Source organism: Microbacterium ureisolvens, from assembly GCF_019511645.1.
GTDB lineage: Bacteria > Actinomycetota > Actinomycetes > Actinomycetales > Microbacteriaceae > Microbacterium > Microbacterium ureisolvens_A.
The window spans coordinates 487,257-512,900 of record NZ_JAEUAX010000001.1 but is presented as its reverse complement, the minus strand read 5'-3'; the positions used below and the strand labels follow the sequence as shown (position 1 = coordinate 512,900).

General features: G+C 69.1%; 23 protein-coding genes and 4 tRNA genes. 8 read left to right on the top strand and 19 right to left on the bottom strand.

Going from position 1 to position 25,644, the window contains the following annotated elements:
• Positions 1 to 26: 26 nt before the first annotated feature.
• From JNB61_RS02430 to pdxS, 8 genes are all read right to left on the bottom strand, one after another.
• Entirely contained in the window at positions 27 to 488 is a 462-nt protein-coding gene (locus JNB61_RS02430; protein WP_159844209.1) for a preprotein translocase subunit YajC, read from the bottom strand.
• An 83-nt stretch (positions 489 to 571) separates the two neighbouring features.
• A complete protein-coding gene (ruvB, locus tag JNB61_RS02425; protein WP_159844207.1) occupies positions 572 to 1,597 on the bottom strand; it encodes a Holliday junction branch migration DNA helicase RuvB in 1,026 nt (341 codons plus the stop codon).
• On the bottom strand, positions 1,590 to 2,216 hold the full coding sequence (gene ruvA / locus JNB61_RS02420) for a Holliday junction branch migration protein RuvA (RefSeq protein WP_220287795.1): 627 nt from the start codon (positions 2,214 to 2,216) through the stop codon (positions 1,590 to 1,592). The genes ruvB and ruvA overlap by 8 nt, the downstream gene beginning before the upstream one ends.
• Before the next feature lie 59 nt (positions 2,217 to 2,275).
• Entirely contained in the window at positions 2,276 to 2,848 is a 573-nt protein-coding gene (gene ruvC / locus JNB61_RS02415) for a crossover junction endodeoxyribonuclease RuvC (protein WP_308289062.1), read from the bottom strand.
• A 70-nt stretch (positions 2,849 to 2,918) separates the two neighbouring features.
• A complete protein-coding gene (locus JNB61_RS02410; RefSeq protein ID WP_159844203.1) occupies positions 2,919 to 3,680 on the bottom strand; it encodes a YebC/PmpR family DNA-binding transcriptional regulator in 762 nt (253 codons plus the stop codon).
• A 73-nt stretch (positions 3,681 to 3,753) separates the two neighbouring features.
• The gene (locus JNB61_RS02405) at positions 3,754 to 4,275 is read right to left on the bottom strand and encodes a hypothetical protein (RefSeq protein WP_159844201.1); all 522 of its coding nucleotides are present in this window, start codon (positions 4,273 to 4,275) and stop codon (positions 3,754 to 3,756) included.
• Positions 4,276 to 4,312: 37 nt separating this feature from the next.
• Entirely contained in the window at positions 4,313 to 4,915 is a 603-nt protein-coding gene (gene pdxT / locus JNB61_RS02400) for a pyridoxal 5'-phosphate synthase glutaminase subunit PdxT (protein ID WP_159848671.1), read from the bottom strand.
• Positions 4,909 to 5,796 carry a pyridoxal 5'-phosphate synthase lyase subunit PdxS gene (pdxS, locus tag JNB61_RS02395; protein ID WP_159844199.1) on the bottom strand — a complete coding sequence of 296 codons (888 nt, stop codon included), beginning with the start codon at positions 5,794 to 5,796 and terminating at the stop codon, positions 4,909 to 4,911. Before pdxS ends, pdxT begins: the two co-directional genes overlap by 7 nt.
• Positions 5,797 to 5,923: 127 nt before the next feature.
• Here pdxS and JNB61_RS02390 point away from each other — a divergent pair, with 127 nt between their 5' ends.
• Both JNB61_RS02390 and pdxY read left to right on the top strand, forming a co-directional pair.
• The gene (locus tag JNB61_RS02390; protein WP_220338644.1) at positions 5,924 to 7,267 is read left to right on the top strand and encodes an aminotransferase class I/II-fold pyridoxal phosphate-dependent enzyme; all 1,344 of its coding nucleotides are present in this window, start codon (positions 5,924 to 5,926) and stop codon (positions 7,265 to 7,267) included.
• A 7-nt stretch (positions 7,268 to 7,274) separates the two neighbouring features.
• Positions 7,275 to 8,126, top strand: coding sequence for a pyridoxal kinase PdxY (gene pdxY, locus JNB61_RS02385; protein ID WP_220338643.1), 852 nt, complete (start codon positions 7,275 to 7,277; stop codon positions 8,124 to 8,126).
• A gap of 50 nt (positions 8,127 to 8,176) precedes the next feature.
• Here pdxY and JNB61_RS02380 read toward each other — a convergent pair whose 3' ends face one another.
• The gene (locus tag JNB61_RS02380; protein WP_220338642.1) at positions 8,177 to 8,761 is read right to left on the bottom strand and encodes an HIT family protein; all 585 of its coding nucleotides are present in this window, start codon (positions 8,759 to 8,761) and stop codon (positions 8,177 to 8,179) included.
• Entirely contained in the window at positions 8,758 to 10,752 is a 1,995-nt protein-coding gene (gene thrS, locus JNB61_RS02375) for a threonine--tRNA ligase (RefSeq protein WP_308291186.1), read from the bottom strand. Before thrS ends, JNB61_RS02380 begins: the two co-directional genes overlap by 4 nt.
• A 307-nt stretch (positions 10,753 to 11,059) precedes the next feature.
• Between thrS and JNB61_RS02370 the strand changes: the two genes are divergently transcribed.
• Both JNB61_RS02370 and JNB61_RS02365 read left to right on the top strand, forming a co-directional pair.
• Complete coding sequence (locus JNB61_RS02370) at positions 11,060 to 12,142, top strand: alpha/beta fold hydrolase (protein ID WP_220338641.1); 1,083 nt, start codon at positions 11,060 to 11,062, stop codon at positions 12,140 to 12,142.
• A gap of 21 nt (positions 12,143 to 12,163) precedes the next feature.
• Complete coding sequence (locus JNB61_RS02365; RefSeq protein ID WP_159844191.1) at positions 12,164 to 13,624, top strand: hypothetical protein; 1,461 nt, start codon at positions 12,164 to 12,166, stop codon at positions 13,622 to 13,624.
• A 60-nt stretch (positions 13,625 to 13,684) separates the two neighbouring features.
• On the opposite strand, the gene JNB61_RS02360 is transcribed toward JNB61_RS02365, so the two are convergent.
• From JNB61_RS02360 to JNB61_RS02350, 3 genes are read right to left on the bottom strand one after another with little or no spacing between them, the layout of a single operon-like run.
• Entirely contained in the window at positions 13,685 to 14,605 is a 921-nt protein-coding gene (locus JNB61_RS02360; RefSeq protein ID WP_220287787.1) for an alpha/beta hydrolase, read from the bottom strand.
• Positions 14,586 to 15,914 carry a cytochrome P450 gene (locus JNB61_RS02355; RefSeq protein ID WP_220338640.1) on the bottom strand — a complete coding sequence of 443 codons (1,329 nt, stop codon included), beginning with the start codon at positions 15,912 to 15,914 and terminating at the stop codon, positions 14,586 to 14,588. Before JNB61_RS02355 ends, JNB61_RS02360 begins: the two co-directional genes overlap by 20 nt.
• On the bottom strand, positions 15,911 to 17,746 hold the full coding sequence (locus tag JNB61_RS02350) for a peroxidase family protein (RefSeq protein ID WP_220338639.1): 1,836 nt from the start codon (positions 17,744 to 17,746) through the stop codon (positions 15,911 to 15,913). Before JNB61_RS02350 ends, JNB61_RS02355 begins: the two co-directional genes overlap by 4 nt.
• A 364-nt stretch (positions 17,747 to 18,110) precedes the next feature.
• Between JNB61_RS02350 and JNB61_RS02345 the strand changes: the two genes are divergently transcribed.
• Genes JNB61_RS02345 through JNB61_RS02335 form a run of 3 tightly spaced genes read left to right on the top strand, consistent with a single transcriptional unit; the run spans position 18,111 to position 21,824 of the window.
• Positions 18,111 to 20,525, top strand: coding sequence for a GMC oxidoreductase (locus tag JNB61_RS02345; RefSeq protein WP_220338638.1), 2,415 nt, complete (start codon positions 18,111 to 18,113; stop codon positions 20,523 to 20,525).
• Positions 20,522 to 21,562 carry an alpha/beta hydrolase gene (locus tag JNB61_RS02340; protein ID WP_308289060.1) on the top strand — a complete coding sequence of 347 codons (1,041 nt, stop codon included), beginning with the start codon at positions 20,522 to 20,524 and terminating at the stop codon, positions 21,560 to 21,562. Before JNB61_RS02345 ends, JNB61_RS02340 begins: the two co-directional genes overlap by 4 nt.
• A 49-nt stretch (positions 21,563 to 21,611) precedes the next feature.
• Positions 21,612 to 21,824 (top strand): KTSC domain-containing protein, encoded by a 213-nt coding sequence (locus tag JNB61_RS02335; protein WP_159844185.1) that lies wholly within the window; start codon positions 21,612 to 21,614, stop codon positions 21,822 to 21,824.
• A 44-nt stretch (positions 21,825 to 21,868) separates the two neighbouring features.
• Here the strand turns inward: JNB61_RS02335 and JNB61_RS02330 are convergent.
• The 3 genes from JNB61_RS02330 to JNB61_RS02320 form a co-directional block, all read right to left on the bottom strand.
• Positions 21,869 to 21,943, bottom strand: a tRNA-Val gene (locus tag JNB61_RS02330).
• A 25-nt stretch (positions 21,944 to 21,968) separates the two neighbouring features.
• Positions 21,969 to 22,042 (bottom strand) — tRNA-Cys (locus tag JNB61_RS02325).
• Between the two features lie 54 nt (positions 22,043 to 22,096).
• Positions 22,097 to 22,169, bottom strand: a tRNA-Gly gene (locus tag JNB61_RS02320).
• 155 nt (positions 22,170 to 22,324) lie between these two features.
• On the opposite strand from JNB61_RS02320, the gene JNB61_RS02315 reads away from it, so the two are divergent.
• A tRNA-Val gene (locus JNB61_RS02315) sits at positions 22,325 to 22,400 on the top strand.
• 42 nt (positions 22,401 to 22,442) lie between these two features.
• Here JNB61_RS02315 and JNB61_RS02310 read toward each other — a convergent pair.
• From JNB61_RS02310 to zapE, 3 genes are all read right to left on the bottom strand, one after another.
• Positions 22,443 to 22,967 (bottom strand): type II toxin-antitoxin system PemK/MazF family toxin, encoded by a 525-nt coding sequence (locus JNB61_RS02310; RefSeq protein ID WP_308289059.1) that lies wholly within the window; start codon positions 22,965 to 22,967, stop codon positions 22,443 to 22,445.
• A 102-nt stretch (positions 22,968 to 23,069) separates the two neighbouring features.
• On the bottom strand, positions 23,070 to 24,338 hold the full coding sequence (locus JNB61_RS02305) for an ammonium transporter (RefSeq protein WP_220338637.1): 1,269 nt from the start codon (positions 24,336 to 24,338) through the stop codon (positions 23,070 to 23,072).
• 182 nt (positions 24,339 to 24,520) lie between these two features.
• A complete protein-coding gene (gene zapE, locus JNB61_RS02300; protein ID WP_220338636.1) occupies positions 24,521 to 25,549 on the bottom strand; it encodes a cell division protein ZapE in 1,029 nt (342 codons plus the stop codon).
• Positions 25,550 to 25,644: the final 95 nt, after the last annotated feature.

Genomic DNA, 25,644 nt, shown 5'->3' with positions numbered 1-25,644 from the left:
AGCCCGAACGGGCGAACGGAGGGGTGTCAGCCCTGCGACTTGGTGCCGGTCTCGGCGTCGGGGTCGGTCTTCTCCTTGCCCGCGGCGGAGCTCTTGTCGTCGCTGATCGACGTGATGTCGCCGTTGGCGACGCCCTCGGCGTACTCCGCGTGGCTCTCCTCGGCGGCGAGGTACTCGTCCTCGGTGACCGCGTGCTCGCCGGGGTTGACGACCCGTAGGATCGCCTGGCTGTGGACCTTGATCTCGACGCCGGGAGCGAGCTCGACGATGGCCGGCTGGTCGAGGTTGTCGGCGTCGTACGACACGATCGTCCCGTAGAGGCCTCCCTGCAGCAGGACCTCGGAGCCGGGGACCGTCTGGCGAGCCTTCTCCTCCTGCTCTGCCTTCTGCTTCTGCATGCGGCGGCGCGAGCTCCAGAACATGAAGACGAGGAGCACCACCAGCAGGATGATGAGGCCGTAGTTGCCCAGGAACGTAGCGATATCCATGGAGCCGGAAGCACCTTTCGAGTCAGGCACGCGCCAGGGCGGCGCTGCCTTGCAGGGAGGGAAGGGGTGTAAACCTTCAGCGATTATAGGTCATCGAATCCGAGCACCGATTCGGCCGCAGGCACCCCCAGGTGGGCGTAGGCCTCGGGCATCGCGATGCGTCCGCGCGGGGTGCGCCCCATGAACCCGATGCGCACCAGATAGGGCTCGACCACCGACTCGATGGTGTCGGGTTCCTCGCCGACGGCCACGGCGAGGGTGCTGAGACCCACCGGGCCGCCCCGGAACCGTCGCACCAGGGCGTCGAGCACCGCGCGGTCGAGCCGGTCGAGCCCGATCCGGTCGACGTCGTAGAGGTCGAGCGCGGCGTCGACCGCCGCGATGTCGGCGCCGGTGCGGCCGTGGACGACCAGATAGTCGCGCACGCGCCGCAGCAGGCGGTTCGCGATGCGGGGCGTGCCCCGTGATCGGCGCGCGATCTCAGCGCGCGCCGCGGGAGGCAGCGAGACGCCGAGCATCACCGCGGAGCGCTCGATGACGCGCTCGAGCTCTTCGGGCTCGTAGTACTCGAGGTGGGCGGTGAAGCCGAAGCGGTCGCGCAGCGGGTTGGGCAGCAGCCCCGACCGCGTCGTGGCACCGACCAGGGTGAACGGCGAGAGGTCGAGCGGGATGCTCGTGGCGCCGGCTCCCTTGCCGACCATGATGTCGATGCGGAAGTCCTCCATCGCGAGGTAGAGCATCTCCTCCGCGGAGCGCGCCATGCGGTGCACCTCGTCGATGAAGAGGACCTCGCCGGGCGTCAGGCTCGACAGGAGGGCGGCGAGGTCGCCCGCGTGCTGGATCGCGGGACCGCTGGACAGCCGCAGCGGACGCCCGCTCTCGTAGGCGACGATCATCGCGAGCGTGGTCTTGCCGAGGCCCGGAGGGCCCGAGAGCAGGATGTGGTCGGCGGGGCGTTGCTGGATCCGCGCCGCGTCGAGCAGCAGCTGCATCTGACCGCGCACCTTCTGCTGTCCGACGAACTCGGCGAGCGACGTCGGGCGCAGTGCTCCCTCGATCGCGAGCTCGGACTCGTCGACGGGCTCCTCCGCTTCGCGTACGTCAACCACTCACGGTCTCCTTCCGAGCGGGTCCGAGCGTGGCGAGCGTGAGGCGCAGGAGCGCCGGCACCGACGACCGGTCGGACTCGGACGCGTCGGCGGCCACGTTCTCGACGGCTTCCACCGCCACGCGCTCGGACCAGCCGAGGCCGACGAGGGCCTGCACGACCTGGGCGGGGATCGCCGCGGAGGCGGTGGCATCCGTCCCTGCCGAACCAGCGGGGCGCGTCACTGCGATCTTGCCTGCGAGCTGCACCACGATGAGCTTCGCCGTCTTCGGGCCGATGCCCGAGACGCGGCGGAAGGGGGCGTCGTCGTCGGCGGAGACGGCGTCGGCGATCTGCGGGACCGTCAGCGTGGCGAGCACCCCCAGCGCCGACTTGGGGCCGACGCCGGTCACGCCGAGCAGCTGACCGAAGACGACAAGCTCTTCGCGCGACTCGAAGCCGAACAGCGACAGGGCGTCTTCGCGGACGATGAGCGAAGTGTGGAGGGTGACGGTGTCGCCCAGGTGCGTGGTGCGCGCGACCTGCGGCGTGACGGCGACGTGGAGGCCGACTCCCCCGACCTCGACGACGACCGCATCCGCATCGACGTGCACGGCCGTGCCGCGGACTGAGGAGATCATGCGTCGAGCCTACGCGCCGGTTCGGACGTTTGTTCGAGCGACACGGTCCCCGCACCGGATCATCGTCGTGCGAGCCGCTCCGCGTCGGCCCAGGCGCGCTGCGCCGGTGTCAGCGGACCGGATGCCGCGGCCCTCGCCGGCGCGCCGCGCCACGCGTGGCAGAGCGCGAGTGCCAGTGCGTCGGCGGCGTCGGCGGGCTTCGGGAGCTCCTCCAGCCGGAGGACCCGCGCCACCATCGTCTGGACCTGTCGCTTGTCGGCGTTGCCATACCCCGTGATCGCGGCTTTCACCTCGGACGGGGTGTGCGTGGCCGCGGTGATGCCTCGCTCGCCCGCCACGAGCAGCGCGATCCCGCTGGCCTGCGCGGTGCCCATCACGGTGGCGCGGTTGTGCTGTGCGAACACCCGCTCCACGGCGACGACATCGGGATCGTGCGTGTCGAGGACCGCGCGCAGGCCTCGCGCGATGACCGCGAGCCTCTCCTCGATCGGGGTGCCGGGATCGGACCGCACGACTCCCACGTGGACCAGCACGGCAGAACGGTCGGGCGCGACGTCGACGACGCCGACACCGCAGCGCGTCAGACCCGGATCGATTCCGAGCACGCGCAGTCGACCGCGAGAGGATGTCACTCCCCCACGCTAGGCGAGGAAGACGGATGCTGCGGCCAGGCGCGCCTGGTCGCAGCATCCGTCGATCCGGTCAGTCCTCGTCGTTCTCGAGCTCCGCCTGAACCTCCGCGGTGAGGTCGAAGTTGCTGTAGACGTTCTGAACGTCGTCGCTGTCCTCGAGGGCGTCGATGAGACGGAAGACCTTGCGCGCGGTGTCGGCGTCGACCTCGACCTTGAGGTTGGGGACGAACTCGACGTCGGCCGACTCGTACTCGATGCCCGCGTCCTGCAGGGCCGAGCGCACGGTCACCAGGTCGGTGGCCTCCGTGATGACCTCGAAGCCCTGCGCGTGCGGCTCCACCTCTTCGGCACCGGCCTCGAGCACCGCGAGCATGACGTCGTCCTCGCTGGTGCCTTCGCCGCCGACGACGATGACGCCCTTGCGGGTGAAGTTGTAGGCGACGCTGCCGGGGTCGGCGAGGGTGCCGCCGTTCCGGGTGAGCGCGGTGCGCACCTCCGCCGCGGCGCGGTTCTTGTTGTCGGTCAGACACTCGATCATGAGGGCGACGCCGTTGGGGCCGTAGCCCTCGTACATGATCGAGGCGTACTCGACCGACTCGCCCCCGATGCCGGCCCCGCGCTTGATGGCGCGGTCGATGTTGTCCTTCGGGACGGACGTCTTCTTCGCCTTGAGCACGGCGTCGAACAGGGTCGGGTTGCCCTGCAGGTCGGGTCCGCCGAGCTTGGCTGCCACTTCGATGTTCTTGATGAGCTTGGCCCATGACTTCGCACGGCGCGCGTCGATGACGGCCTTCTTGTGCTTGGTCGTCGCCCACTTGGAATGCCCGGACATGGTCCTCCTGAATTCACGCTCGTCGGGTGCGGGCGTGTGAACGCCTCGCCCGACGGACTAGTTTATCCCCGCGCTAGAGCGCGAACTCGAAGCCGAACCTCGACGACAGCAGCGCCACCAGGTCGCGCGGGACCTTCGTGAGGTACGCGGGAGCCGGTGCGAGCGTCTCGGCCGAGCCGATGAAGGGGAAGTAGACGGGGCCCTCGGTGAGCTCCTCCACCCGGTCGCGCACCGTGACGATCTCGCTGCCCACGCGGCGCAGGCTCGGCAGGGTGATCGGTGCGGCGAGCCGCAGGGTGTCGCTGATCGGCATGCGCCAGTGGGGCAGGTCGTCGCCGCGCCGCTCGCGGGTCTCCTCCCCCAGCGGGCCGAGCACGCGGCCCCACGCCGCGATGCCGGGCACCGGCAGGGTGCGGTCCCAGACGAACAGCGTGTCACCGGGCTCGGTGAAGCCGACGAGCTCGTGGGACCACTCGAATCGGCGTTCGTCCTGCGCCTTCGGCGCCGACAGGGCGTCGCCGACGATGCCGCGCGACGGGGCGATCATCCAGTAGCGCTCCTCGGGGTGCTCGCGCCACCAGTCGTTGATCGTCATGATTCCGAATCTACCTCGACGTGTCGCGCGCGCCCCGTCATCGGACCCGCTCGCGCACCATGTCGAGGAACAGCGCGTGGAAGCGGTGCTCGCCGGTGACTTCGGGGTGGAACGAGGTGCCCAGGAGCGAGCCCTGCCGCACGGCCACGACGCGGCCGTCGTCGAGGGTTGCGAGCCGCTCGACGCCCTCGCCCGACTGCTCGACGAGCGGCGCGCGGATGAACACCGCGTGGACGGGCGACCCGCCGAGCGCCGGGATGTCGAGGTCGACCTCGAACGAGTCCACCTGGCTGCCGAAGGCGTTCCGGCGCACCGTGACGTCGAGTCCTCCGAAGGTCTGCTGACCCTCGATGCCGTCGGTGATCCGGTCGGCGAGGAGGATGAGGCCGGCGCACGTACCGTAGACCGGCATGCCGTCTGCGATCGCCTCGCGCACGGGCTCGCGCATGCCGAACGCGCGCGAGAGCTTGTCGATGACGCTGGACTCGCCGCCGGGGAGCACGAGCCCGTCCACCGCCGCGAGCTCCTCGGGGCGGCGGATCCTGGTCACCTCGGCGCCGAGGTCCGTGAGCACGCGCACGTGCTCACGGACGTCTCCCTGCAGCGCCAGGACACCGACGCGTGGTGTCGTCGTCACCAGCCGCGCTCGGCGAGGCGGTGCGGCGCGGGCAGGTCGGCGACGTTGATGCCGACCATGGCCTCGCCCAGGCCGCGCGACACGTCGGCGATCACCTTGGGGTCGTCGTAGAACGTCGTCGCCTTGACGATGGCCGCGGCCCGCTGCGCGGGGTTGCCCGACTTGAAGATGCCCGAGCCGACGAACACGCCGTCGGCGCCCATCTGCATCATCATCGCGGCGTCCGCGGGGGTGGCGACGCCGCCTGCGACGAAGAGCACGACGGGGAGCTTGCCGGTCTCGGCGATCTCGGCCACGAGGTCGTACGGCGCCTGAAGCTCCTTCGCGGCGACGTACAGCTCGTCCTTGGTCATCGAGCGCAGCACGTTGATCTCGCTCGTGATCTTGCGGATGTGCTTGGTGGCCTCCGACACGTCGCCGGTGCCCGCCTCGCCCTTCGAGCGGATCATGGCGGCGCCCTCGTTGATGCGGCGCAGCGCCTCACCCAGGTTGGTCGCGCCGCACACGAACGGCACGGTGAAGTTCCACTTGTCGATGTGGTTCACGTAGTCGGCGGGCGAGAGCACCTCGGATTCGTCGATGTAGTCGACGCCGAGCTCCTGCAGCACCTGCGCCTCGACGAAGTGGCCGATGCGGGCCTTCGCCATCACAGGGATCGAGACGGCCTCGATGATGCCGTCGATCATGTCCGGGTCGCTCATGCGCGACACGCCGCCCTGCGCGCGGATGTCGGCCGGCACGCGCTCGAGCGCCATGACGGCCACAGCGCCGGCGTCTTCGGCGATCTTCGCCTGGTCGGGCGTGACGACGTCCATGATGACGCCGCCCTTGAGCATCTCGGCGAGGCCGCGCTTGACGCGGTCGGTTCCCGTGTCGGTGGTCACGAGCTTTCCCTTCGATCGGCGCGCGCTGGCGCAACAGGTGAGGACAATGCGGGTATTGGCCTAGGCCAAAAGATAGCATGGGCGGGGTCCTGCACTCGGCGGGACGGAGGCCACAGGGAGGGCGGGCATGGATCTCGACATCAGCGGCCGATCCGCATCCGAGATCGCCGACAGCCTGCGGGCCCGCATCGAGCGCGGCGACCTTCATCCCGGCGACGTCCTGCCGCCGGTGCGCTCTCTCGCCGACGAGCTCGGCGTGAACCGCAACACGATCGTCGCGGCGTACCGCCAGCTCACCCAGGCCGGGGTGATCGTCACCCGGGGCCGGGGCGGCACGCGCGTCGCCGACCTCTCCCCCGTCGCCCAGGAGGGCTTCGCCGCGGGCAGCGTGCTGCGCGATGTCGGCACAGGGAACCCCGACCCCGAGCTGATCCCGGACCTCTCCGGCGCCCTCGCGGCGATGGCCGGCCGGCCTGTCCTGTACGGCGAGCCGGTCATCGACCCGGGTCTGGAGCGCTGGGCGCTCGAGTGGATGCGCGACGGGCTCGCCCCCGCCGCCGACATGCGCCTCACGGTCACGAGCGGTGCCGCGGACGCCGTCGAACGGCTGCTCGCCCAGGCACTCACCCGCGACGACGCCGTCGCCCTCGAGGACCCCTGCTTCCTCACGAGCATCCACACCGTGCGGATCGGCGGCTACCGCCCCGTCCCCGTCCCCGTCGACGACGAGGGCATGACCGTCGAGGGGTTGCAGTCCGCCATCGAGCAGGGCGTGCGGGCCGTCGTCCACACGCCGCGCGCGCAGAACCCGACCGGCGCGAGCCTCTCCGCGCGCCGGGCCGAAGAGCTGCGCGCGGTGCTTCGCGAGCACCCCTACCTGCTCGTGATCGAGGACGACCACTTCTCGCTCCTGTCGCGGCAGCCCTTCCACTCGCTGATCTCCCGCGGCCATCGCCGCTGGGCGCTCGTGCGGTCGGTGTCGAAATTCCTCGGACCCGACATGTGCCTGGCGGTGACGGCATCCGATCCCGAGACCGCGGAACGGCTCGCGATCCGGCTCACGCCCGGTACGACGTGGGTGAGTCACCTGCTGCAGCGGCTGACCCACGCGTTGGTGACGGATGCCGCGACCATGGCGGCGATCGAGCGCGCGGGCGCACACTACGCGGCGCGCAACGCCGCCTTCGTCGAGCGGCTCACGAACGAGGGCGTGCCGGCGGGCGCCGGAGACGGGTTGAACCTGTGGATCCCGCTCCCTGTTCCCGCGCGGGACGTCTCGGAGCAGCTCATGCGACGCGGCTGGCTGGCGCGCGCCGGCGACGACTTCGCCCTCGCGGGCGCCGGGCCCTCCCGGCGCCTCCGCCTCACCGTCCACGACCTGGACGATGCCGACGCCGAACGGCTCGCCGTCGATGTGGCCGCCGCCGTACGTGCGGCCGGTGGACGGCTCGTCACGCGCGAAGTGGCATGATCGAGCGGTGAAGATCCTCTCGATCCAGTCCGCGGTCGCCTACGGCCACGTCGGCAACTCCGCCGCCGTCTTCCCGCTGCAGCGCATCGGCGTCGAGGTGATGCCGGTGTACACGGTCAACTTCTCGAACCACACCGGCTACGGCGCGTGGCGCGGCCCGATGATCAGTCCGGAAGATGTCCGCGACGTCGTCGCCGGCATCGAGGAGCGTGGCGTGTTCCCGCAGATCGACGTCGTCCTGTCGGGGTATCAGGGCGGCGACGGCATCGCCGATGTCATCCTCGACACCGTCGCCCGCGTCAAGCAGGCCAATCCGTCCGCGGTCTACGCGTGCGACCCCGTGATGGGCAACGCCAAGTCGGGCTGCTTCGTGGCCCCTGCGATCCCGGTGCTGCTGCGCGACCGTGTCGTTCCCGCCGCCGACATCATCACCCCGAACCAGTTCGAGCTCGGGTTCCTCACCGAGACCGAGCCGACGCACCTCGACTCGACCCTCGCCTCCGCGGACGCTGCTCGCGCGATGGGACCGAGCACCGTGCTGGTCACGAGCGTCGAGCGTCCGGATCGCGCCGAGGGCACGATCGAGATGCTCGCGGTCACCGATGAGGGCGCGTGGATCGTGCAGACCCCGCACATCCCGATGAAGGCCAACGGCTCGGGCGATGTCACAGCGGCGCTCTTCACGGCGCACTACCGCCGGACCGGCGACGCTGCCGACGCCCTCGCGCGCACGACGTCGAGCGTCTACGACCTGCTCGAGCGCACCCACGCCTCGGGCGAGCGCGAGTTGCAGCTCGTCGAGTCGCAGGACGCCTACGCGAACCCGCGCCTCCAGTTCGAGGTCACGCGGGTGCGCTGAAAGATCGCAGGCAACGGATGCCGCGGGGCGCGGCATCCGTTCCCCTCACCTCACGCGTGCCAGGCGTCGTAGATCGCGCGGCGCACGTCGCCGAGCAGCTGAGGCAGGGCCTTGGTCTTGGCGATGATCGGGAAGAAGTTGGCGTCGGAACCCCACCGCGGCACGATGTGCTGGTGCAGGTGCTCGTCGACACCGGCACCGGCGACATGACCCTGGTTCATGCCGATGTTGAAGCCGTCACAGCGGGAGACCTGACGCAGCACCCGCATCGCCTGCTGCGTGAGCAGCCCGATCTCGGCGACCTCTTCGTCGGTCGCCTCGTCGTACGTCGCGATGTGGCGGTACGGGCACACCAGGAGATGCCCCGAGTTGTACGGGAAGAGGTTCAGCAGAGCGTAGGCCGTGCGGCCGCGGAAGACGATGAGGCCGTCCTCGTCGGACTTGCGCGGCGCCTCGCAGAACGGGCACTCCTTGCGCAGCACCTCGGGTCCTGCCTGGATGTACGCCATGCGATGCGGCGTCCACAGGCGCTGGAACTCATCGGGCACCCCCGCGAGCGTGGCGGCGTCGAGGAGGGCCGGGTCCGCGGCATCCGTCTGCGCGACGCCCGACCCGGCCTCGTCGACGGGAGTCAAGAGAAGTCCTCCGCCGTGTTGACGAGCGCGTGCGAGCCGATCGCGTCGCGGACACGCCGCACCGCGTCGGCGATGGGCACACCGTTCTCCTGCGAGCCGTCGCGGAAGCGGAACGACACGGTGCCGCCGGCCTGGTCCTGCGCGCCCGCGATGAGCTGCAGCGGGACCTTCTGGGTGGTGTGGGTGCGGATCTTCTTCTGCATGCGGTCGTCCGAGTGGTCGAGCTCGGCGCGCACGCCCTCGGCCTTCAGCTGATCGATCACCCCGCCGAGATAGTCGGCGAAGTCCTCGGCGACGGGGATGCCGACCACCTGAACGGGCGACAGCCACACCGGGAACGCGCCGGCATAGTGCTCGAGCAGGATGGCGAAGAACCGCTCGATCGAGCCGAACAGCGCGCGGTGGATCATGATCGGCCGCTTCTTCTGGCCGTCGCGGTCCGTGTACTCCAGCTCGAAGCGCTCGGGCAGGTTCGGGTCGACCTGCACCGTCGACAGCTGCCAGGTGCGGCCGATGGCGTCACGGGTCTTGAGGTCGATCTTGGGACCGTAGAACGCCGCCTCGCCGGGCACTTCGGTGAGCTTCAGCCCGCTCGCGACCGCGACGTTGCGCAGCGCGTTGGTGGAGTACTCCCAGAACTCGTCCGAGCCGATCCACTTGTCCTTCTCGTCGTCGCGCATCGACAGCTCGAGTTCGAAGTCGTCCAGGCCGAAGTCGCGCAGCATCGAGATGACGAACTCGAGCACACGGGTCGCCTCGCCCTCGAGCTGCTCGGGAGTGACGAACAGGTGCGAGTCGTCCTGGGTGAAGCCGCGCACGCGGGTGAGGCCGTGAAGCGCACCCGACAGCTCGTTGCGGTACACCGTGCCGTTCTCGGCGAGGCGCATCGGCAGGTCGCGGTAGCTGCGCGCACGCTCCTTGTAGATGAGGATGTGCATCGGGCAGTTCATCGGCTTCAGGTAGTAGTCCTGGCCGTGCTTGGTGATCTGCCCGTGTTCGTCGCGCTCCTCGTCGAGGTGGATCGGCGGGAACATCCCCTCCTTGTAGGTGACGAGGTGGTTCGAGGTGAGGAACAGATCCTCCTTCGAGATGTGCGGCGTGTAGACGTAGGTGTAGCCGCCCTCGATGTGACGACGGCGGGCATGCTGCTCCATCTCGCCGCGGACCACGCCGCCGCGGGGGTGCCAGACCGACAGGCCCGAGCCGATCTCGTCGGGGAACGAGAAGAGGTCGAGATCCTTGCCGAGCTTGCGGTGGTCGCGCTTGGCAGCCTCCTCGAGGCGGGTCTGGTAGGCGCGCAGCTCGTCCTTGGTCGGCCACGCAGTGCCGTAGATGCGCTGAAGCTGCGGGTTCTTCTCGCTGCCTCGCCAATACGCTCCTGCGATTCGCTGCAGCGCCCAGCCGTTGCCGATCATCCGGGTGTTCGGCAGGTGCGGTCCGCGGCAGAGATCCTTCCAGACCGTCTGGCCGTCGCGGTCCACGTTGTCGTAGATGGTGAGCTCGCCGGAGCCGACCTCGACGGAGGCGCCCTCGGTCTTCTCGGCTGCGCCGCCCTTCAGCCCGATGAGCTCGAGCTTGAACGGCTCGTCGACGAGCTCGGCGCGCGCCTCGTCGTCGCTGACGACGCGGCGGACGAAGCGCTGGCCCTCGCGGATGATGCGTGCCATCTCCTTGTCGATGGCCTTGAGGTCCTCCGGGGTGAAGGGGTGCTCCACACCGAAGTCGTAGTAGAAGCCGTCGGTGATGGGTGGCCCGATGCCGAGGTTGGCCTGCGGGTTGATGCGCTGGACGGCCTGGGCGAGGACGTGCGCCGTGGAGTGGCGCAGGATCGCGAGGCCGTCGGGGCTGTCGATGGTGACGGGCTCCACAGCATCCGTCTCCTCCACCACTGTCGCGAGGTCTTTGAGCTCGCCGTTCACGCGAAGGGCGACCACGGAGCGGTCGGGGAACAGGGCGAAGCCGTCGGCGGGATAAGGCACAGCGTCGGTCACGGAAACTCTCCTGGGAATGGCTCGGGGTCAAGGCTACTCAGCTTCGGGCGCACGACGCGCCCCGCCCGCTCAGGCGCCGAGCGTTCGCGTGTCGGTCTGCACTGCCGTTGCGGCGGACGACCAGACGAGTTCCACGCGACGAGTCTAGCCAGTGGTTCTCGTACCTCGGGTATCAGGGGTCCCCGGTGAGACTCCTGAACTTCGTGACGAGAGCGCTTGCCGGGCAATATGCTGACTCCGTCGTCGCCCGTGGGCCGGTCCCGCCTCGCCGCGACGATCTCCGTACGGCTGATGCTGGGGGGTCGAGATGAGCGAGCACCCGACCGCCTCGACGGCGGCCGATACTCCCGAGGACCGCGTTCGACGGCCGCTGCGCTGCGGCGAGCCGACGATCCACGAGTTCGACACCGCCGACGGGGTCACGCTGCGCCTGACGCGGTTCGAGGGCGGGACCAAGGGACCGGTGATCCTGACCCCGGGGTTCGGCACGTCGGCTCTCGCCTACACGATCGACACGACCGACACGAACTTCCCCGAGTACCTGTACGAGCACGGCTACGACGTGTGGGTGCTCGACTACCGGGCGAGCCCCGCGCTGCCCTCGGGCGGCACGCAGTTCACGCTCGACGACATCGCCGCCTACGACTACCCGGCCGCGGTGGCCACGGTGCGCGAGGTCTCGGGAGCCGAGTCGGTGCAGATCGTGGCGCACTGCGTCGGATCCCTCACGATGCTGATGGCGCTCGGGCTCGGACTCGAGCGCGTGCGATCGGCGGTGGCGTCACAGGTGACGCTGCACCCTCGCGGTGGCAGCCTCAACGAGCTGCGCGCCGGGATCTACGCCGGGAACATCCTCCAGGCGCTCGGCTTCGATACCCTCACCACGGAGTTCGACGACGACCCCTCATGGGGCGAGACGCTCTACGACAAGGCGCTCGCGATGTACCCCTCCGGCGACGAGCCGTGCGAGCGCCCGTTCTGCCGGCGCGTCATGTTCATGTACGGCGAGGTGTACGACCACGCGCAGCTGAACGAAGCGACGCACGACCACCTCGAGGAGGCGTTCGGCGTCGCGAACATGACCACGCTGCGCCACATCACCAGGATCCTGCGCGAGGACCATGCCGTGAGCGCCGACGGCGAGCACGACTACCTCGACGACGTGTCGGGGCTCCGCCTGCCGATCGCCTTCCTCCACGGCGCGGACAACCGCCTGTTCCTCCCCGAGGGCAGCGAGATGACCTATGACGTGCTGCGCGAGCGCAACGGCGACGAGTTCTACACCCGCGATGTCATCCCCGGCTACGCCCACATGGACTGCTTCATCGGGAAGGATGCCGCGCGCGACGTCTATCCCGTGATCACCGGCCGGCTCGACCTGCACAACTGACACGAGAACGAGGAGAGCGCCATGACATCGATCGACCCGTCCCCGGCCACCGACGCCACGGCTTCCGCGACCCACCCGGCGCTCGCTGATCTTGCGGGGTATCCGTTCCTGTCCGCACTCACGGAGCGGCGTACGCGCCGCATCCCCCGGGGTTTCTCGGTGAACGCGGGTCCGCTCAGCCACGAGAGCCACAACGCTCCGGCGCCGCTGAGCAAGCTCGAGGAGGCGATCCTCATCACGTGCGTGACAGGGATCACCGGCATCACGACCCACGACGGCCCGCTCGTGGAGAACAACGGGCTCGACGAACTCGGCACTCCGTTCCTCAACATCATGGCCCGGACCGGCAGCAGCGCCGACAACGCGCAGGCCACGCACTTCTTCATGATCAACGACGACGGCATCTTCCTGCTGCGCAGCCCCCGCGGGGAGCGCGCGCTCGAGCTGCTGAAGGACCTCCCGCCCAAATGGGGCGACTGGACGGAGTCCGACTGGATCAGTGCCGCCGACGAGTGCCTGGTGCGTGTGTCGGACCGGCGTCTGGACTTCCCGCGGGAGTGGCCGTACTACCTCGGCTGGAACAACCAGGCCTCCAACACCCCGGGCACGACGGTCTTCTTCCCCGTCGTCGACTGCACGTGGCAGTACATCAACGCGATCCTGATCCTCTTGACCGAGCCGGGCGGCATGCGCCCGCTCTTCCTCGACGATTGGCGCAGCTTCCACCCGAAGAACGCCGTCGAGTGGATCGCGAAGATCGCAAGCGGACTCGGCATCGGGCCGAAGATCCCCTACCACCCGATCGGCGGGCTCGACCGCGTGCGCAGCGGCTATCTCAACAAGCAGAGCCAGGCACCCCTCGGGTTCGGCAACACGCTGCGCACCGACTACGAGGCGTTCTTCTACTTCCAGAACCTCATGCTGCTCGGCCAGGCGATGGGCCTCGGCGGCTGGATCCACGGCTCCGTGTTCCCGCCGTACATCTGGCAGCAGGATGACGCCAAGGGATGGCATGGCCTCGGCTTCCGGCTCGAGGAGCCGAAGAAGCATCACAGGTGGCCGCCGGTGCCGGCGTCCCAGCCGAACCCGGTCGGGATCGACGGCATCCTGGAGGGCCTGACTCCCCCGTACGTCTCGTCGATGGACGAAGCCGTCGATCGGGTGGTCGAGTCCAAGTACAGCGCCACCGGACCGGCATATGGAAACGAGAAGGTCTTCTCGAGCGCGTACCGCAACTCCGACGACGCGCGCGCGTTCCTCGCGAAGGGCACGAGATTCGGCCCCGAGGAGATCGCCTACACCAAGGAGATCTGCAACTACATCTGGGACACGTACGGCCGGTTCCCCGCCCACGTGGACGCGTTCTACACGCCCGGCATGTGGCTGCAGTTCTCGCACCTCGAACTCGAGTACTACGACCGCTTCTTCGACCCGCGTCAGTACACCCGCCAGGCGGCCCACGACGGGCTCTGGCACCCCTGACCCGGTGATGGGGTGGCCATCGGGGCCGTGCGGAGATGCTGCGGCCGCCCGGCTGTGCCCTCAGAGGTGGGCGCGGAAGAAGGCGACGACGGCGGCGGGGTCGTCCATCACGTACCGATAGCCTTCGTAGCGGCCGGGCGGCGACGGGTAGCGGACGACACCCAGCGACTTCGGAGTCGCCGCCGAGACGTTCTCGACGACCTCCATCGTGCCCCAGGGATCGCCGACGCCCTGGACGTACTGCACCGTCGCGTCAGCGATGCGGCGTGCGGGGATGGCCGGATCCTGCCGGCTGGGCAGCGGCGCGCGCATCAGGAAGTAGAGCAGGTCCATCGACCGGGCCGCCAGGGATCCGAACCGGCCGAGCCGATCGCGCGCGAACCGCTCGTTGAAGACCGTGAGCTTGGTCGGCTGCACGATGAGGAGCGCCTTCATCGGCTGCGCACCGGGCGCGCCGTACAGGACGGTGTTGCCGCCGGCCGACATGCCGATCGCTCCGACGCGGTCGGGGATGACGTCAGGCCGCGACCGGACATACGCCACTGCACCGGCGAAGTCCCGGGCCTCCCATGGCCCGAAGGTGAGCGGACGCCGTGCCCCGCTCTCACCGTGGTTCGCGAGGTCGAACATGAGCACGTGGAACCCCGCGTCGTGAAGCGCCTCGGTGGCGGGAAGGAAGTCCACGTCGCGGTCGGGGAAGGGCACGAGGCCTGCGACGTTGCCCAGCCGGTTCCAGAGCCATCCGTGAACCCAGACGACCGTCGGGGCGGGCTCCGGTCCCGCGGGAACGAACCATCCCCGCAGCTCGACGCCGTCGGTCGCCTCGAAGACAACCTCTTCGAACCCGAGCCCGGCTTCGCCGGGCGTGCGCGTGAGGGGCAGCCGGGAGCCGAAGACCATGAGCCGCGTGAGCGGCACGAGCCCGCCGATGCCACGGGCCGCGGCCCGGCGGCCGCCGGCGTCACCCCGCGACCGCGACATATTCGCGGAACCTCACGGTGAGGCCGCTCGCCGGGAGCGGGAAGAGTTCGTTGGTGAGCGTCAGATCCTGTTCGGGAATCGACCACTGCGCCTTGCGGAGCAGGAGCGTGAGGTACATCTTGACCGCGACCGTCACGATGTTCTCACCGGGGCACCGGTGGTGGGTGCTCTGACCGTCGCCATGCGGCACGTAGCTTCCGGGTGGAAGCGCCGCCTCCGCGGTCGCCTCGAAGCGGTCGGGGTCGAAGCGGTCGGGGTCGGGGAAGACGTCGGGGTTGCGCATGTTGATGTGGATGCCGCCCATCGCGCCCCATCCCTTCGGAATGCGGTACCCGCCCACCTCCATGTCGGACTGCACGCGCCCGAAGAAGGTCGCCGAATTCATCGCGAAGTACCGGCGCACCTCCTTGGAGATCTGCTCGAGGTACTCCATCCTCTCGATCTGCTCCATCGTCACCGGTCCGTCAGGCGAGACTGCCAGCACCTCCGCACGGGCGCGCTCCATGATGTCGGGGTGCTGACCCACGATCATCGTGGTGAGCGTGAGCGGCACGAAGTAGCCGCCCTGCCCCGCGAAGATGAGATGGCGGATGTCGCCGCGCAGCGCATCGACCGGAATGTCGGCGTCGGTCGCGGCGACCATCATCCGCGACACGATGTCGTCGTAGCCGCCCCGCTGGTGCTTCTCCAGTGCTTCGCCGATGATCTCGTCCAGGCGCTTACGACCCGCGATGGCCTTCCCGTACTTCGTGCCGGGGATCGGCACGGGCAGCGTCATGAACGCATCGCGCATGTTCGCGAGGTGGCGGTCGAGCTCTGCCGCGTGCTCCTCGCTGCGGTCGCCCGTGTAGAGCGCACCGGTCAGCCGCGCGGCGAAGCGCTGCAGGTCCGCCCGCAGGTCGTCGCCCGTGCCGCTGGTCAGCCACGGGTCGATCGTGCGCTGGAGCAGCTCCTGCATCGTCGGAAGGTACGACGCGATCGCCGAGCGGAAGCCCACCGCGCGGAGCATGACGGACTTGCGGAGGTGGTGCTCGGAACCGTCCATCAGGGCGAGCGAGTTCACGAAGATCTGCTCCGCCGAGATCGGGTCCGCGTCGCCGCGCACGATGCGCTCGTCGGTCGCGAAGGTGTGGAACGCCTCGTGCCCCGAGAAGATCACGAAGCTGTTCCCGAACAGCCTCGTCTTGAAGATCGGGCCATACTTCTCGACGCGGTCCTTGTAGAACCCGTGGTTGTTGCGGAGGATCGACAGGGTCTCGCCCAGCCAGGGCAGCCCGAAGCGTCCCGGGGGCAGCGGCTTGCGCGTCACTTCCCCGTCACCGCCGTCGCGTGCGCCGTGTCTGCGGCGGGCGTGGTGGCGTGCGTCGCCGTCTGGACCTTCCACGGGGCGAACGCGTTCTTGACCCCTTCCAGCGACGGGGCGAGCTGCGGGTAGTGGCGGAGCAGCACCGAGGTCATCGTGTTGTCGGCGATCCACTGCATCCCGGTCTTCGTGTAGTACTCCTCGGTGTAGCAGTCGGTGATGAACCGGTCGCTCTTGAGCCGGCGGCTCGCCATCAGGATGAAGACGCGGAAGGCCGTGTCGCTGAACCCGAATCCCGGTGGCGGCGTCTCGGCATGCATGCCGACCTGCAGATCGACCTTCTCGATGTCCCCGTACATGGCCTCCAGCTCCCTCGCCCACGCGGGGTTGTCGGTGAGCTCGTCGAACGTCTCGGCGGGCTTCAGATGCAGCTGCCGCCGGAACTCGTTGTACCGCGGCACACCGCGCTCTCGGTCGCGCATGATGTCGAGGGCCGCGAGATCGAGGCGGAGCCCGTCGGGCAGCGTGAGGTCCTGCATCCAGCGCGGGAAGTTGTGCAGCTGGACGGCTCCCGGATGCTGCACCCCGAACGAGTACCAGAGGTCCTGGACCCTCGCGCCCGAGGTGAGCACGCGATGCGCATTGAGCAGGATGATCTCCTGGAACTCCATGCTGTCCACCAGCGTGCCGTCGTCGAGCGAGTGGACCTCGAGGGTGTCGGGAAGGAGGGGGTGCAGACGGTAGACCGCCGCGAACTCCTCGGTGAGCTGGTACGGCGAGCCGTGGTGGTCGAACGCGGAGCCGGGGATGCCGCTGATGACCTCGCTCTTGCTCAGACGTCCGAACATGCGGTGGAGCTTCTCCTCTGCGAGCCCCCACCAGTTGGCTCGCATCGCCACCTTGAGCACGGGGTGCGCGATGATCGCGGGAGTCCATTCCACGGTGTGGATCTTGGCGAGAAGCGCCGAGACGACAAGCTGCGCGGTGCCGAAGAGCTCATCCTCGGTCATCCCCGGATAGTCCTTCTTCAGTTGATCGCAGATGGCGTTGTGCTCGAGCGTGAAGAGGGTGTGCAGCAGGCCCAGACCCACCCACCAGTTCTCGCTGAACCCGGTGAGGGCGACGCCCGTCGCCGGGTCGAGAGGCAGATTGCCGTCCTTGAGCACGAGCTTGCCGTCCACGTGGCTGCGCACCTGCTCGCGCCGTTCGGGCGTGCTGCCGTAGATCGACGACGCGTCCCACCAGTGCGAGTTGCTGTTGACGAAGGTGGGAGGAAGGTCGCGATCGGCGTCCGTGCGGGTGTCGTCCACTTTCGTGCGCGGGATCCGCATCGGGTTCTCGAACCAGTCGTCGCCCTCGGCGACGTCGATCTCGATGACGTCGGCGGGCTCCCTCCCGTGCGCGAACCAGTCGTGCGTCTGGAACTGGATCCATGCGGCGGCGAGGAGGTTGATCGAGGTCGCGGGGGTGAACGTCTCGCGGCGCATCAGGGTCCGGCTGACCTCGCGCGGGTTGGGCGTCATCAGCTCGTCCCCCTCGGCCGGCCACGCATGCTCCAGCGGCACGTTGCGCGCGAACCGCGTGCCCGCGCGCCCCATGTCGGGGTCGCTCAGGTCGTTGTACGAGCCGTCGGCGGTGCGGAACCGTCGTCGTTCTTCGCCTGCCGTCGCTGACGTCACACCCGGAGTGCGGCCCACGCCGCCGGGAGTGCGTGTGTCGACGAGGTTGTCCTCCCGCAGTTCGTCACGCAGTGCGATGAGGTTGAACAGACCCAGAAGAAAGGGGAGCCGATACCAAGGCCTCGTGCGGTTGATCCTTGCGTAGAAGCGTCTGAGCACCTTGGGTCTCCTCGTAGCCGGCTGTTAACGCGGGAGGGCACGTCCGTGGATCTGCCCGAATCATAGTGATGGAGAGCACCCACGGGCCATCCTTCGTACATCCCGCCCGGATATGTTCCCGGCGACCGCTCGCGCCAGCGGATGACAGGGCGCCGCATCCGTTGCGGCGCCGTCGTCCGGATCACTAGTTTGAGTGCCGAGGGGGGTGGTTCGGCGACGTATCTCCTGCGGCGCGATGGACTCCTCCGGTGTACGACCGTCTCCACCGAGTGTGTCGCCGAGCCCGCAGAGAGGGAGTCGATGATCCGTACGCAGCACCAGAACGACGCAGAGCGTGGCGCTTCCCGGAGAGGGGCGGCCTGAGATGCCGGTTGCCGAGCACGTCGATGCCGTCGTCGTCGGCTCCGGTTTCGGGGCATCCGTCAGCGCCTACCGCCTCGCCGAGGCGGGCCGTTCCGTCGTCCTGCTCGAGCGGGGGCGGGCGTACCCGCCGGGGAGCTTCGCGCGCAATCCGTACGAGATGAGCAGGGCGTTCTGGGAGCCGAAGGACGAGATGCTCGGCCTGTTCGACGTGCGGTCCTTCCGCAAGCTCGAGGGCATCGTGTCGGCCGGCCTCGGCGGCGGCTCGCTCATCTATGCCAACGTGCTGCTGCGCAAGGACGAGCGCTGGTTCGTGCACGATTCGCCGCTGCCGGGCGGAGGCTACGAGCACTGGCCCATCGGCAGGGACGACCTCGACCGGCACTACGACGCCGTCGAGTCGATGATGACACCCTCACCGAATCCATACACCGACCTCCCCAAGGCGCGGGCGCTGCGCGACGCCGCGGAGGCGATGGGACTCCAGGCGTTCTCTCCCCCGCTCGCGGTGTCGTTCTCGTCGCGGCCGGGCGCCCCGGCGATCCCGAAGCAGGTCGTCGACGAGCCGTCCTACGGAAATCTGCACGGTGCGACACGACTGACCTGCCGGCTCTGCGGCGAATGCGATATCGGTTGCAACGAGGGGTCGAAGAACACGCTCGACCACAACTATCTGTCGGCCGCAGCCGCGCACGGGGCCGACCTGCGCACCGTCTGCGAGGTCTACGGCGTGACGCCGCTCGACGGAGGCGGCTACGAAGTCCGCTACGTGCGCTACGGCGAGCCCGACGCGAGCGGACGTCACGAGCGCACACATCTGCGGATCACGTGCGACCAGTTGTTCCTCGGTGCCGGCACGTTCGGCACGACCGCCCTGCTGCTGCGCAACCGCGTGGGTCTGCCCGCTCTCGGACGCGCGCTGGGCACCCGGTTCAGCGGAAACGGCGACCTGCTCACCTTCTGCTTCGGCGCGCAGTCGACGACTGAGGCCGGCCACACGCGCATGATCGATCCTGCGTACGGCCCGGTGATCACGACCGCGATCCGCAAGCCCGACGGACTGGACGAGGAGGGCCAGGGGCGTGGGTACTACGTGCAGGAGGCGGGCTTCCCCGAGTTCACCAGCTGGCTCGTCGAGACGGCGCAGGTCACGGCGTCGATGCGTCGCGCGGCGAGCGTCGTCTCTCAGATCGTCGCGCATCGTCTGACCAACAAGAACGAGTCCACCATCTCCGCCGAAGTCGCCAAGCTGGTCGGGCAGGGCCGGCTGACCTCCAGCTCGCTCCCCTTGCTCGGCATGGGCCGCGACACCCCTGACGGGCGCATCACCCTGGTGGACGGGGAGATCGACGTGGAGTGGACGACCGCGACCAGCAAGGCGTACTTCGACGCCATGCGGGAGACGATGCAGGGCCTCACTGATGCGCTGGGCGGCAAGTTCCGCGACAACCCGCTGTGGTGGACGAAGCGGGTCGTCACCGTCCACCCGCTGGGCGGGGCGCCGATGGGCCGTGCACCCCAGGAGGGCGTGGTCGACAGCTGGGGCGAGTCGTTCGGCCACCCCGGGCTGTTCGTCGTCGACGGTTCCGCCGTGCCCGGCCCGGTCGGCCCCAATCCCTCGCTTACGATCGCGGCGATGGCCGACCGGGCGATCGAGCACGTTCTCGAGAAGCCGAGGCCGATACGGCGCAGAGCGGCCGAGCCGGAGCCGCCGGCCATGGTCGAGGCGCCCGTGGAACCGACCTCCGGCCGCGGCATGGAGTTCACCGAGAAGATGAAGGGCCACGTCGCTCTCGGCGAGACCGACCCTCTGGCCGGCTGGGAGCTCGGGCGCCAGCTCGCACACCGTTTCATGTTCCAGCTCACGATCACCGCACCGGACGTGGAGCGGTTCGCGGCCGGCGAGGACCACACCGCGATCGCTGAGGGGTACGTCGACTGCGATCTACTGGGCGGCACGCTGCCGGTGCAGCGCGGCTGGGCCAACCTCTTCGTGCCGGCGGACGCCGCACTCACCCGCGAGATGCGCTACCGACTGTGGTTCAGCGACATGTCCGGGCAGCCGCTCACGATGTACGGCTTCAAGACCGTTCGCAACGACCGAGGCTTCGACATGTGGACCGATACGTCCACCCTCTACATCACCCTGATGCGCGGGCATGTCGCGCCGGGTGAGAACGGCGCACAGGATGCGCCGGCCGACGTGATCGGCGCCGGCATCCTGCGCATCCTGCCCCTCGATTTCGCCCGTCAGCTGACGACTTTCCGCGGTTCCGGGTCGGGTGCGCTCGGTTCGATTGCGCGGTTCGGAGCGTTCTTCGCCGGATCGATGAAGGACGTCTATCTGCGCCCGGGTCCCCCCGCACCCGGGTCCGTCCCCGCGGCGGCGTCGTCGCCCGCACTGAAGGAACCATCGTGAGGGCCACGGCACGCTTCCGGCACCACGACGAGGTCCATTTCATCGACGCCGGCGACGGCGTGACGATCACCCTCATCCGGGTGCGCACCGACACCGAGCCCACCAAGGGCCCCATCCTGCTGCTGCACGGTGTGGCGATGCGAGCGGAATCGTTCCGGCCTCCCCTCGCCCGCACGCTCGTCGACGTGCTCCTCGATGACGGCTGGGACGTGTGGATGCTCAACTGGCGCGGTTCGACCGACCTCGACCCGCGCCCCTGGACGCTCGACGACGTCGCGCTCAACGACATCCCGGCGGCCGTCCGCCACGTGCTCGCACAGACCGGAGCTTCGTCCCTCGGCGCGGTGGCGCACTGTCAGGGATCGACGGCCCTCAGCATGGCGGCGGTGAGCGGGCTCGTGCCGGAGGTCGAGGTGATCGTGTCGAACGGAGTGTCGCTGCACCCGGTGATGCCGCCGTTCGCGCGCGTGAAGCTGCACACGCTGCGGCCGCTCATGCAGCGCACGCAGTCGTACGTCGACGTTCCCTGGCGGGACGGCCCCGAGGGCGCGCTCGCCCGGGTGACCCGGAACGCGGTGCGCGTGTGGCATGCCGAGTGCACCAATGCGAGCTGCAACATGGCGAGCTTCGCGCTCGGATCGGGGCATCCTGCGCTCTGGCGGCACGCGAATCTGGATGCCGCGACCCACGACTGGGTCGCGACCGAGTTCGGCCGCGTGCCGATGAGCTTCTACGCCCAGCTGGCGGCATCCGACCGCGCGGGCCAGCTGGTGTCCCTCCGGCCCAAGGGCGGACTCCCCCCGAGATTCGCGGCGGTCGCACCGCAGACCCACGCCAGGTTCGCACTGTTCGCGGGCGCGCAGAACCGCGCGTTCCTGCCCGACAGCCAGAGGAAGACCCACGCGTACCTCGAACGGCATCAGCCAGGGCGGCACTCGCTCACGGTGCTCCGCGGGTACGGCCACGCCGACGTCTTCCTCGGCGCGCGCGCCCACATCGACGTGTATCCGCGGATCCTCGCCGAGCTGAACGCGTGAACGGCGCGTGTCGGGCGAACCTCGCTCCGCGCCGACGTAGCCTGAGGCCGTGCGACGACACCGTCTGGATTCCGCGGCGATCGCGTCGGCCGGGTACGACGCCGGCACGGCGGTGCTCGAACTCGAGTTCACCTCCGGCGACGTGTACCGCTATTTCGCGGTCCCCCCATCGGTGCACCGGGGGCTGCGCGAAGCCGACAGCGCGGGCAGATTCTTCCGAGAGCGAATCAGGGATGTGTACCCGGCGGAGCAGGTCCGCTGAGAGCCGCGAGTGACAAAACCCCCGCCGAGGCGGGGGTTTTCAGGTGGTGCGCGATACTGGGATCGAACCAGTGACCTCTTCCGTGTCAGGGAAGCGCGCTACCGCTGCGCCAATCGCGCCCGTGAAGGGGCTATTCAGTTCGAGTGGAGGTGGCGACGGGATTCGAACCCGTGTAAACGGCTTTGCAGGCCGGTGCCTAGCCGCTCGGCCACGCCACCGCGTGTGGTTTGACCCCACGTGCCGTGATCCCCCGGAGGGGATCCCTGCACTCGAGCGGATGACGAGACTCGAACTCGCGACCCTCACCTTGGCAAGGTGATGCGCTACCAACTGCGCTACATCCGCATTTCGTTCCCGGGTTGTTCACCCGGGCACTTGAAAGACTCTAACCGATCCTGGGCGTCCTGCAAAACCGAGTGCACCCCGCGCGTGTCTCGCCGATGTGGTGCGAGGCACCGTCCCGCATCCGGTAAGGTTGTTACTCGTCCCCCTCGGGGAACGGGCGATTGGCGCAGTTGGTAGCGCGCTTCCTTCACACGGAAGAGGTCATCAGTTCGAGTCTGGTATCGCCCACCACCACGGAAGGCCCGGTCGCGACTGCGATCGGGCCTTCTCTCGTCAGTTGCCGACCTCCCAGCCGTGGCGGCGGTGGAGGGCGTCGGCGACCAGGGCGAAGCGGTTCCGATCGAGAGCGGAGGCCTCCCGCCGCATGCTGTCGCGGTGCACGCTGTAGAGCTGCTCGATGTCGAGCCACGACGGGCGTCCCTGCGAATCCCAGTCCCCCGTTCCGAGGGCGAGGAAGTCCCGGTCGCCGTCGTGCGGCTTGCTCGTGAGGCGGACGGCGTAGACGCGATCGGCGCTCTGCCTCGCGATCACGAGGAGCGGGCGGTCCTTGCCGCGCCCGTCGTTCTCGGCGTAGGGAACCCACGTCCAGATGATCTCGCCCGCGTCGGGGTCGCCGTCGTGATCGGGTGCGTAGGTGATGCGCAGCGCTCCCCTGCCGGGAGGCGGCACCTCCACGGTCGCCGTCGGTCCGCTGCGGCCGTCTGCGGGCGCCGGCGCGGGCGGACTGGAGGAACCTCGCGTGAGGCGGGGTCGGAAGATACTGCTCAGGATGCCGCGCAGCCCGCTTCGCTGTGTCACGATCGCCATCCTAGGATCGCCGGCGGTCGGCGCCCGGGAACGCCGAAGGGCGCCGCGGTCCGGGGGGAAACCGCGGCGCCCTTTGGGAGCGGGTGCCGTGTGTCAGGCGCGAGTGCCCTCGAGCACGTAGCCCTCTTCACCGTGGACGACGGTGTCGATACCGGCGACCTCGTCCTCGTTCTTGACGCGGAAGCCGACGGTCTTCTGGATGATCCAGCCGATGGCGTAGGCGAGCACGAACGAGTAGATCAGCACGGCGAACGCGGCGATCGCCTGCACGAGCAGCTGCGTCCCGTTGCCGGTCCAGAAGAGGCCGGTGCTCGAGGCGAAGAAGCCGAGGTACAGGGTGCCGAGGAGGCCGCCGACGAGGTGGATGCCCACGACGTCCAGCGAGTCGTCGAAGCCCCACTTGTACTTGAGCTCGATCGCCAGGGCGCACACGGCGCCGGCGAGCAGGCCCAGCACGATGGCCCAGATCGGGTCGAGGGAGGCGCAGGCCGGGGTGATCGCGACGAGACCGGCCACGGCGCCCGAGGCGGCGCCGACCGAGGTGGGCTTGCCGTCCTTGATCTTCTCGACGATCAGCCAGGCCAGGAGTGCTGCGGCGGGCGCGGCGATGGTGTTCACGAACGCCAGGGCGGCGGTGCCGTCCGCGGCGAGCTCGGAGCCGGCGTTGAAACCGAACCAGCCGAACCACAGCAGACCGGCGCCGAGGAGGACGAAGGGCGGGTTGTGCGGAACGTGGACGCCCTTCTGGAATCCGACGCGCTTGCCGAGGACCAGGGCGAGGGCGAGGGCCGCCGCACCGGCGTTGATGTGGACGGCGGTTCCACCGGCGAAGTCGATCGCGCCGACGCCGAACCACTCCTGCATGCCGTAGGTGATCCAGCCGCCGTAGGCGAAGCTGCCATCATCGGCGAGGCCGAAGTTGAAGACCCAGCTGGCGACCGGGAAGTAGACGATCGTCGCCCAGATCGCCGCGAAGATCATCCACGAGCCGAACTTGGCGCGGTCGGCGATGGCGCCCGAGACGAGCGCGACGGTGATGATGGCGAACGTGGCCTGGAACGCGACGAACGCCAGCGGCGGGTAGGCGGCGCCCTCCGGCACCTCGAGCAGGCTCTCGAGCCCGATCGCCGACCAGTCGATCGACCACGGCGGCACGAGGCCTTCGGAGCCGGGGAACGCGATCGCGTAGCCGTAGACGACCCACAGGACGCCGATGAGGCCCATTGCGCCGAAGCTGAGCATCATCATGCTGATGACGCTCTTGGCCTTGACGAGACCTCCGTAGAAGAACGCGAGTCCTGGCGTCATCAACAGGACGAGTGCTGCCGCTATCAGGATGAATGCGGTGTTGCCTTGATCCATCTCGAAGAGAACCTCTCTGCAGGGACGCAGGTATAGCGTCGGGTTCCCTCAGTGTGGCGACCGTCCGTTTCGGCGGGCGGACAGGCCGTGTTTCCCGAACGTTACGCAAGGGGTGCGCACGTAAACATCGTGTTTCGGCGCGCCGAATGCTGGCCGCGAATCGGCGGTGACGCCGCGCGGTGTCACGCCAGGGTCGACGCGACCAGCCGCGAGATCGCGCGCAGGTACTTCTTGCGGTAGCCGCCGGCGAGCATCTCCTCCGGGAACACGAGGTCGAGCGAGGTCCCGGTCGCGCGGATCGGAAGCTCTGCGTCGTAGACGCGGTCGATGAACGCGACGAATCTCAGCGCCGCCGATTGGTCGGTGAAAGGGGCCACATCCCGAAGTCCCACGACCGCCAGCCCCTCGATGAGGCGGATGTAGCGCGACGGATGCACGTGCGCGAGGTGGGCGATGAGTGCGTCGAACGTGTCGTCCGACGCGAGCCCCGTCGCGGCAGCATCCGCGATCGCCGCCTCATACTGCGGCTCGTCGAGCACGACGGCGTGTCCGTCGACCGCGCGGTGGCGGAAGTCGGTGCCGTCGATGCGGATGGTCTGGAAGCTCGAGGCCATGGCGTGGATCTCGCGGAGGAAGTCCTGTGCCGCGAAGCGGCCCTCGCCGAGGGCGTTGGGAGGGGTGTTGGATGTCGCGGCCAGCCGTGTCCCGGAGGTCACCAGCTCGCCCAGCAGCCGCGTCATCACCATGGTGTCGCCAGGGTCGTCGAGCTCGAACTCGTCGATGCAGAGCAGATCCGCGCCGCGGAACAGCTCGACGGTGTTCTGATAGCCGAGAGCGCCCACGAGCGCCGTGTACTCGATGAAGGATCCGAAATACTTCCTGCGCGCCGGCATCGCGTGGTACACCGAGGCGAGCAGATGGGTCTTGCCGACGCCGAAGCCGCCGTCGAGGTAGATACCGGGCTTCAGCTCCGGGCGCTTGGCGCGACGGAACAGCCCGCCCTTGAGGGGTGCCGCGGCGCCCGAGAACGCCTGGAGCAGATCCTTGGCCTGCTGCTGCGACGGGTAGGCCGGGTCGGCGCGATACGTGTCGAACGTCGCGTCGGCGAACTGGGGCGGCGGGACCAGCGCGGCGACCATCTCGGCGCCGGCGAGCTGCGGAGCGCGCTCCGCGAGGTGGACGACGCCGGTGCGGGTGGCGGAGACGGTCATGCGGATCCTGTGTCGGAGTCTTACAGAGGGGCTGTGCGGCCCCGCCCGGGAATCTAGGGTCGGAGGCGACGGTTCAACCCTAACCGTCAGCCGTG

Coding starts and splice junctions, on each gene's coding strand:
- JNB61_RS02430 (WP_159844209.1), bottom strand. CDS start 488: ATGGATATCGCTACGTTCCTGGGCAACTACGGCCTCATCATCCTGCTG.
- ruvA (WP_220287795.1), bottom strand. CDS start 2,216: ATGATCTCCTCAGTCCGCGGCACGGCCGTGCACGTCGATGCGGATGCG.
- JNB61_RS02410 (WP_159844203.1), bottom strand. CDS start 3,680: ATGTCCGGGCATTCCAAGTGGGCGACGACCAAGCACAAGAAGGCCGTC.
- JNB61_RS02405 (WP_159844201.1), bottom strand. CDS start 4,275: ATGACGATCAACGACTGGTGGCGCGAGCACCCCGAGGAGCGCTACTGG.
- JNB61_RS02390 (WP_220338644.1), top strand. CDS start 5,924: ATGGATCTCGACATCAGCGGCCGATCCGCATCCGAGATCGCCGACAGC.
- JNB61_RS02370 (WP_220338641.1), top strand. CDS start 11,060: ATGAGCGAGCACCCGACCGCCTCGACGGCGGCCGATACTCCCGAGGAC.
- JNB61_RS02365 (WP_159844191.1), top strand. CDS start 12,164: ATGACATCGATCGACCCGTCCCCGGCCACCGACGCCACGGCTTCCGCG.
- JNB61_RS02360 (WP_220287787.1), bottom strand. CDS start 14,605: ATGTCGCGGTCGCGGGGTGACGCCGGCGGCCGCCGGGCCGCGGCCCGT.
- JNB61_RS02345 (WP_220338638.1), top strand. CDS start 18,111: ATGCCGGTTGCCGAGCACGTCGATGCCGTCGTCGTCGGCTCCGGTTTC.
- JNB61_RS02305 (WP_220338637.1), bottom strand. CDS start 24,338: ATGGATCAAGGCAACACCGCATTCATCCTGATAGCGGCAGCACTCGTC.
- zapE (WP_220338636.1), bottom strand. CDS start 25,549: ATGACCGTCTCCGCCACCCGCACCGGCGTCGTCCACCTCGCGGAGCGC.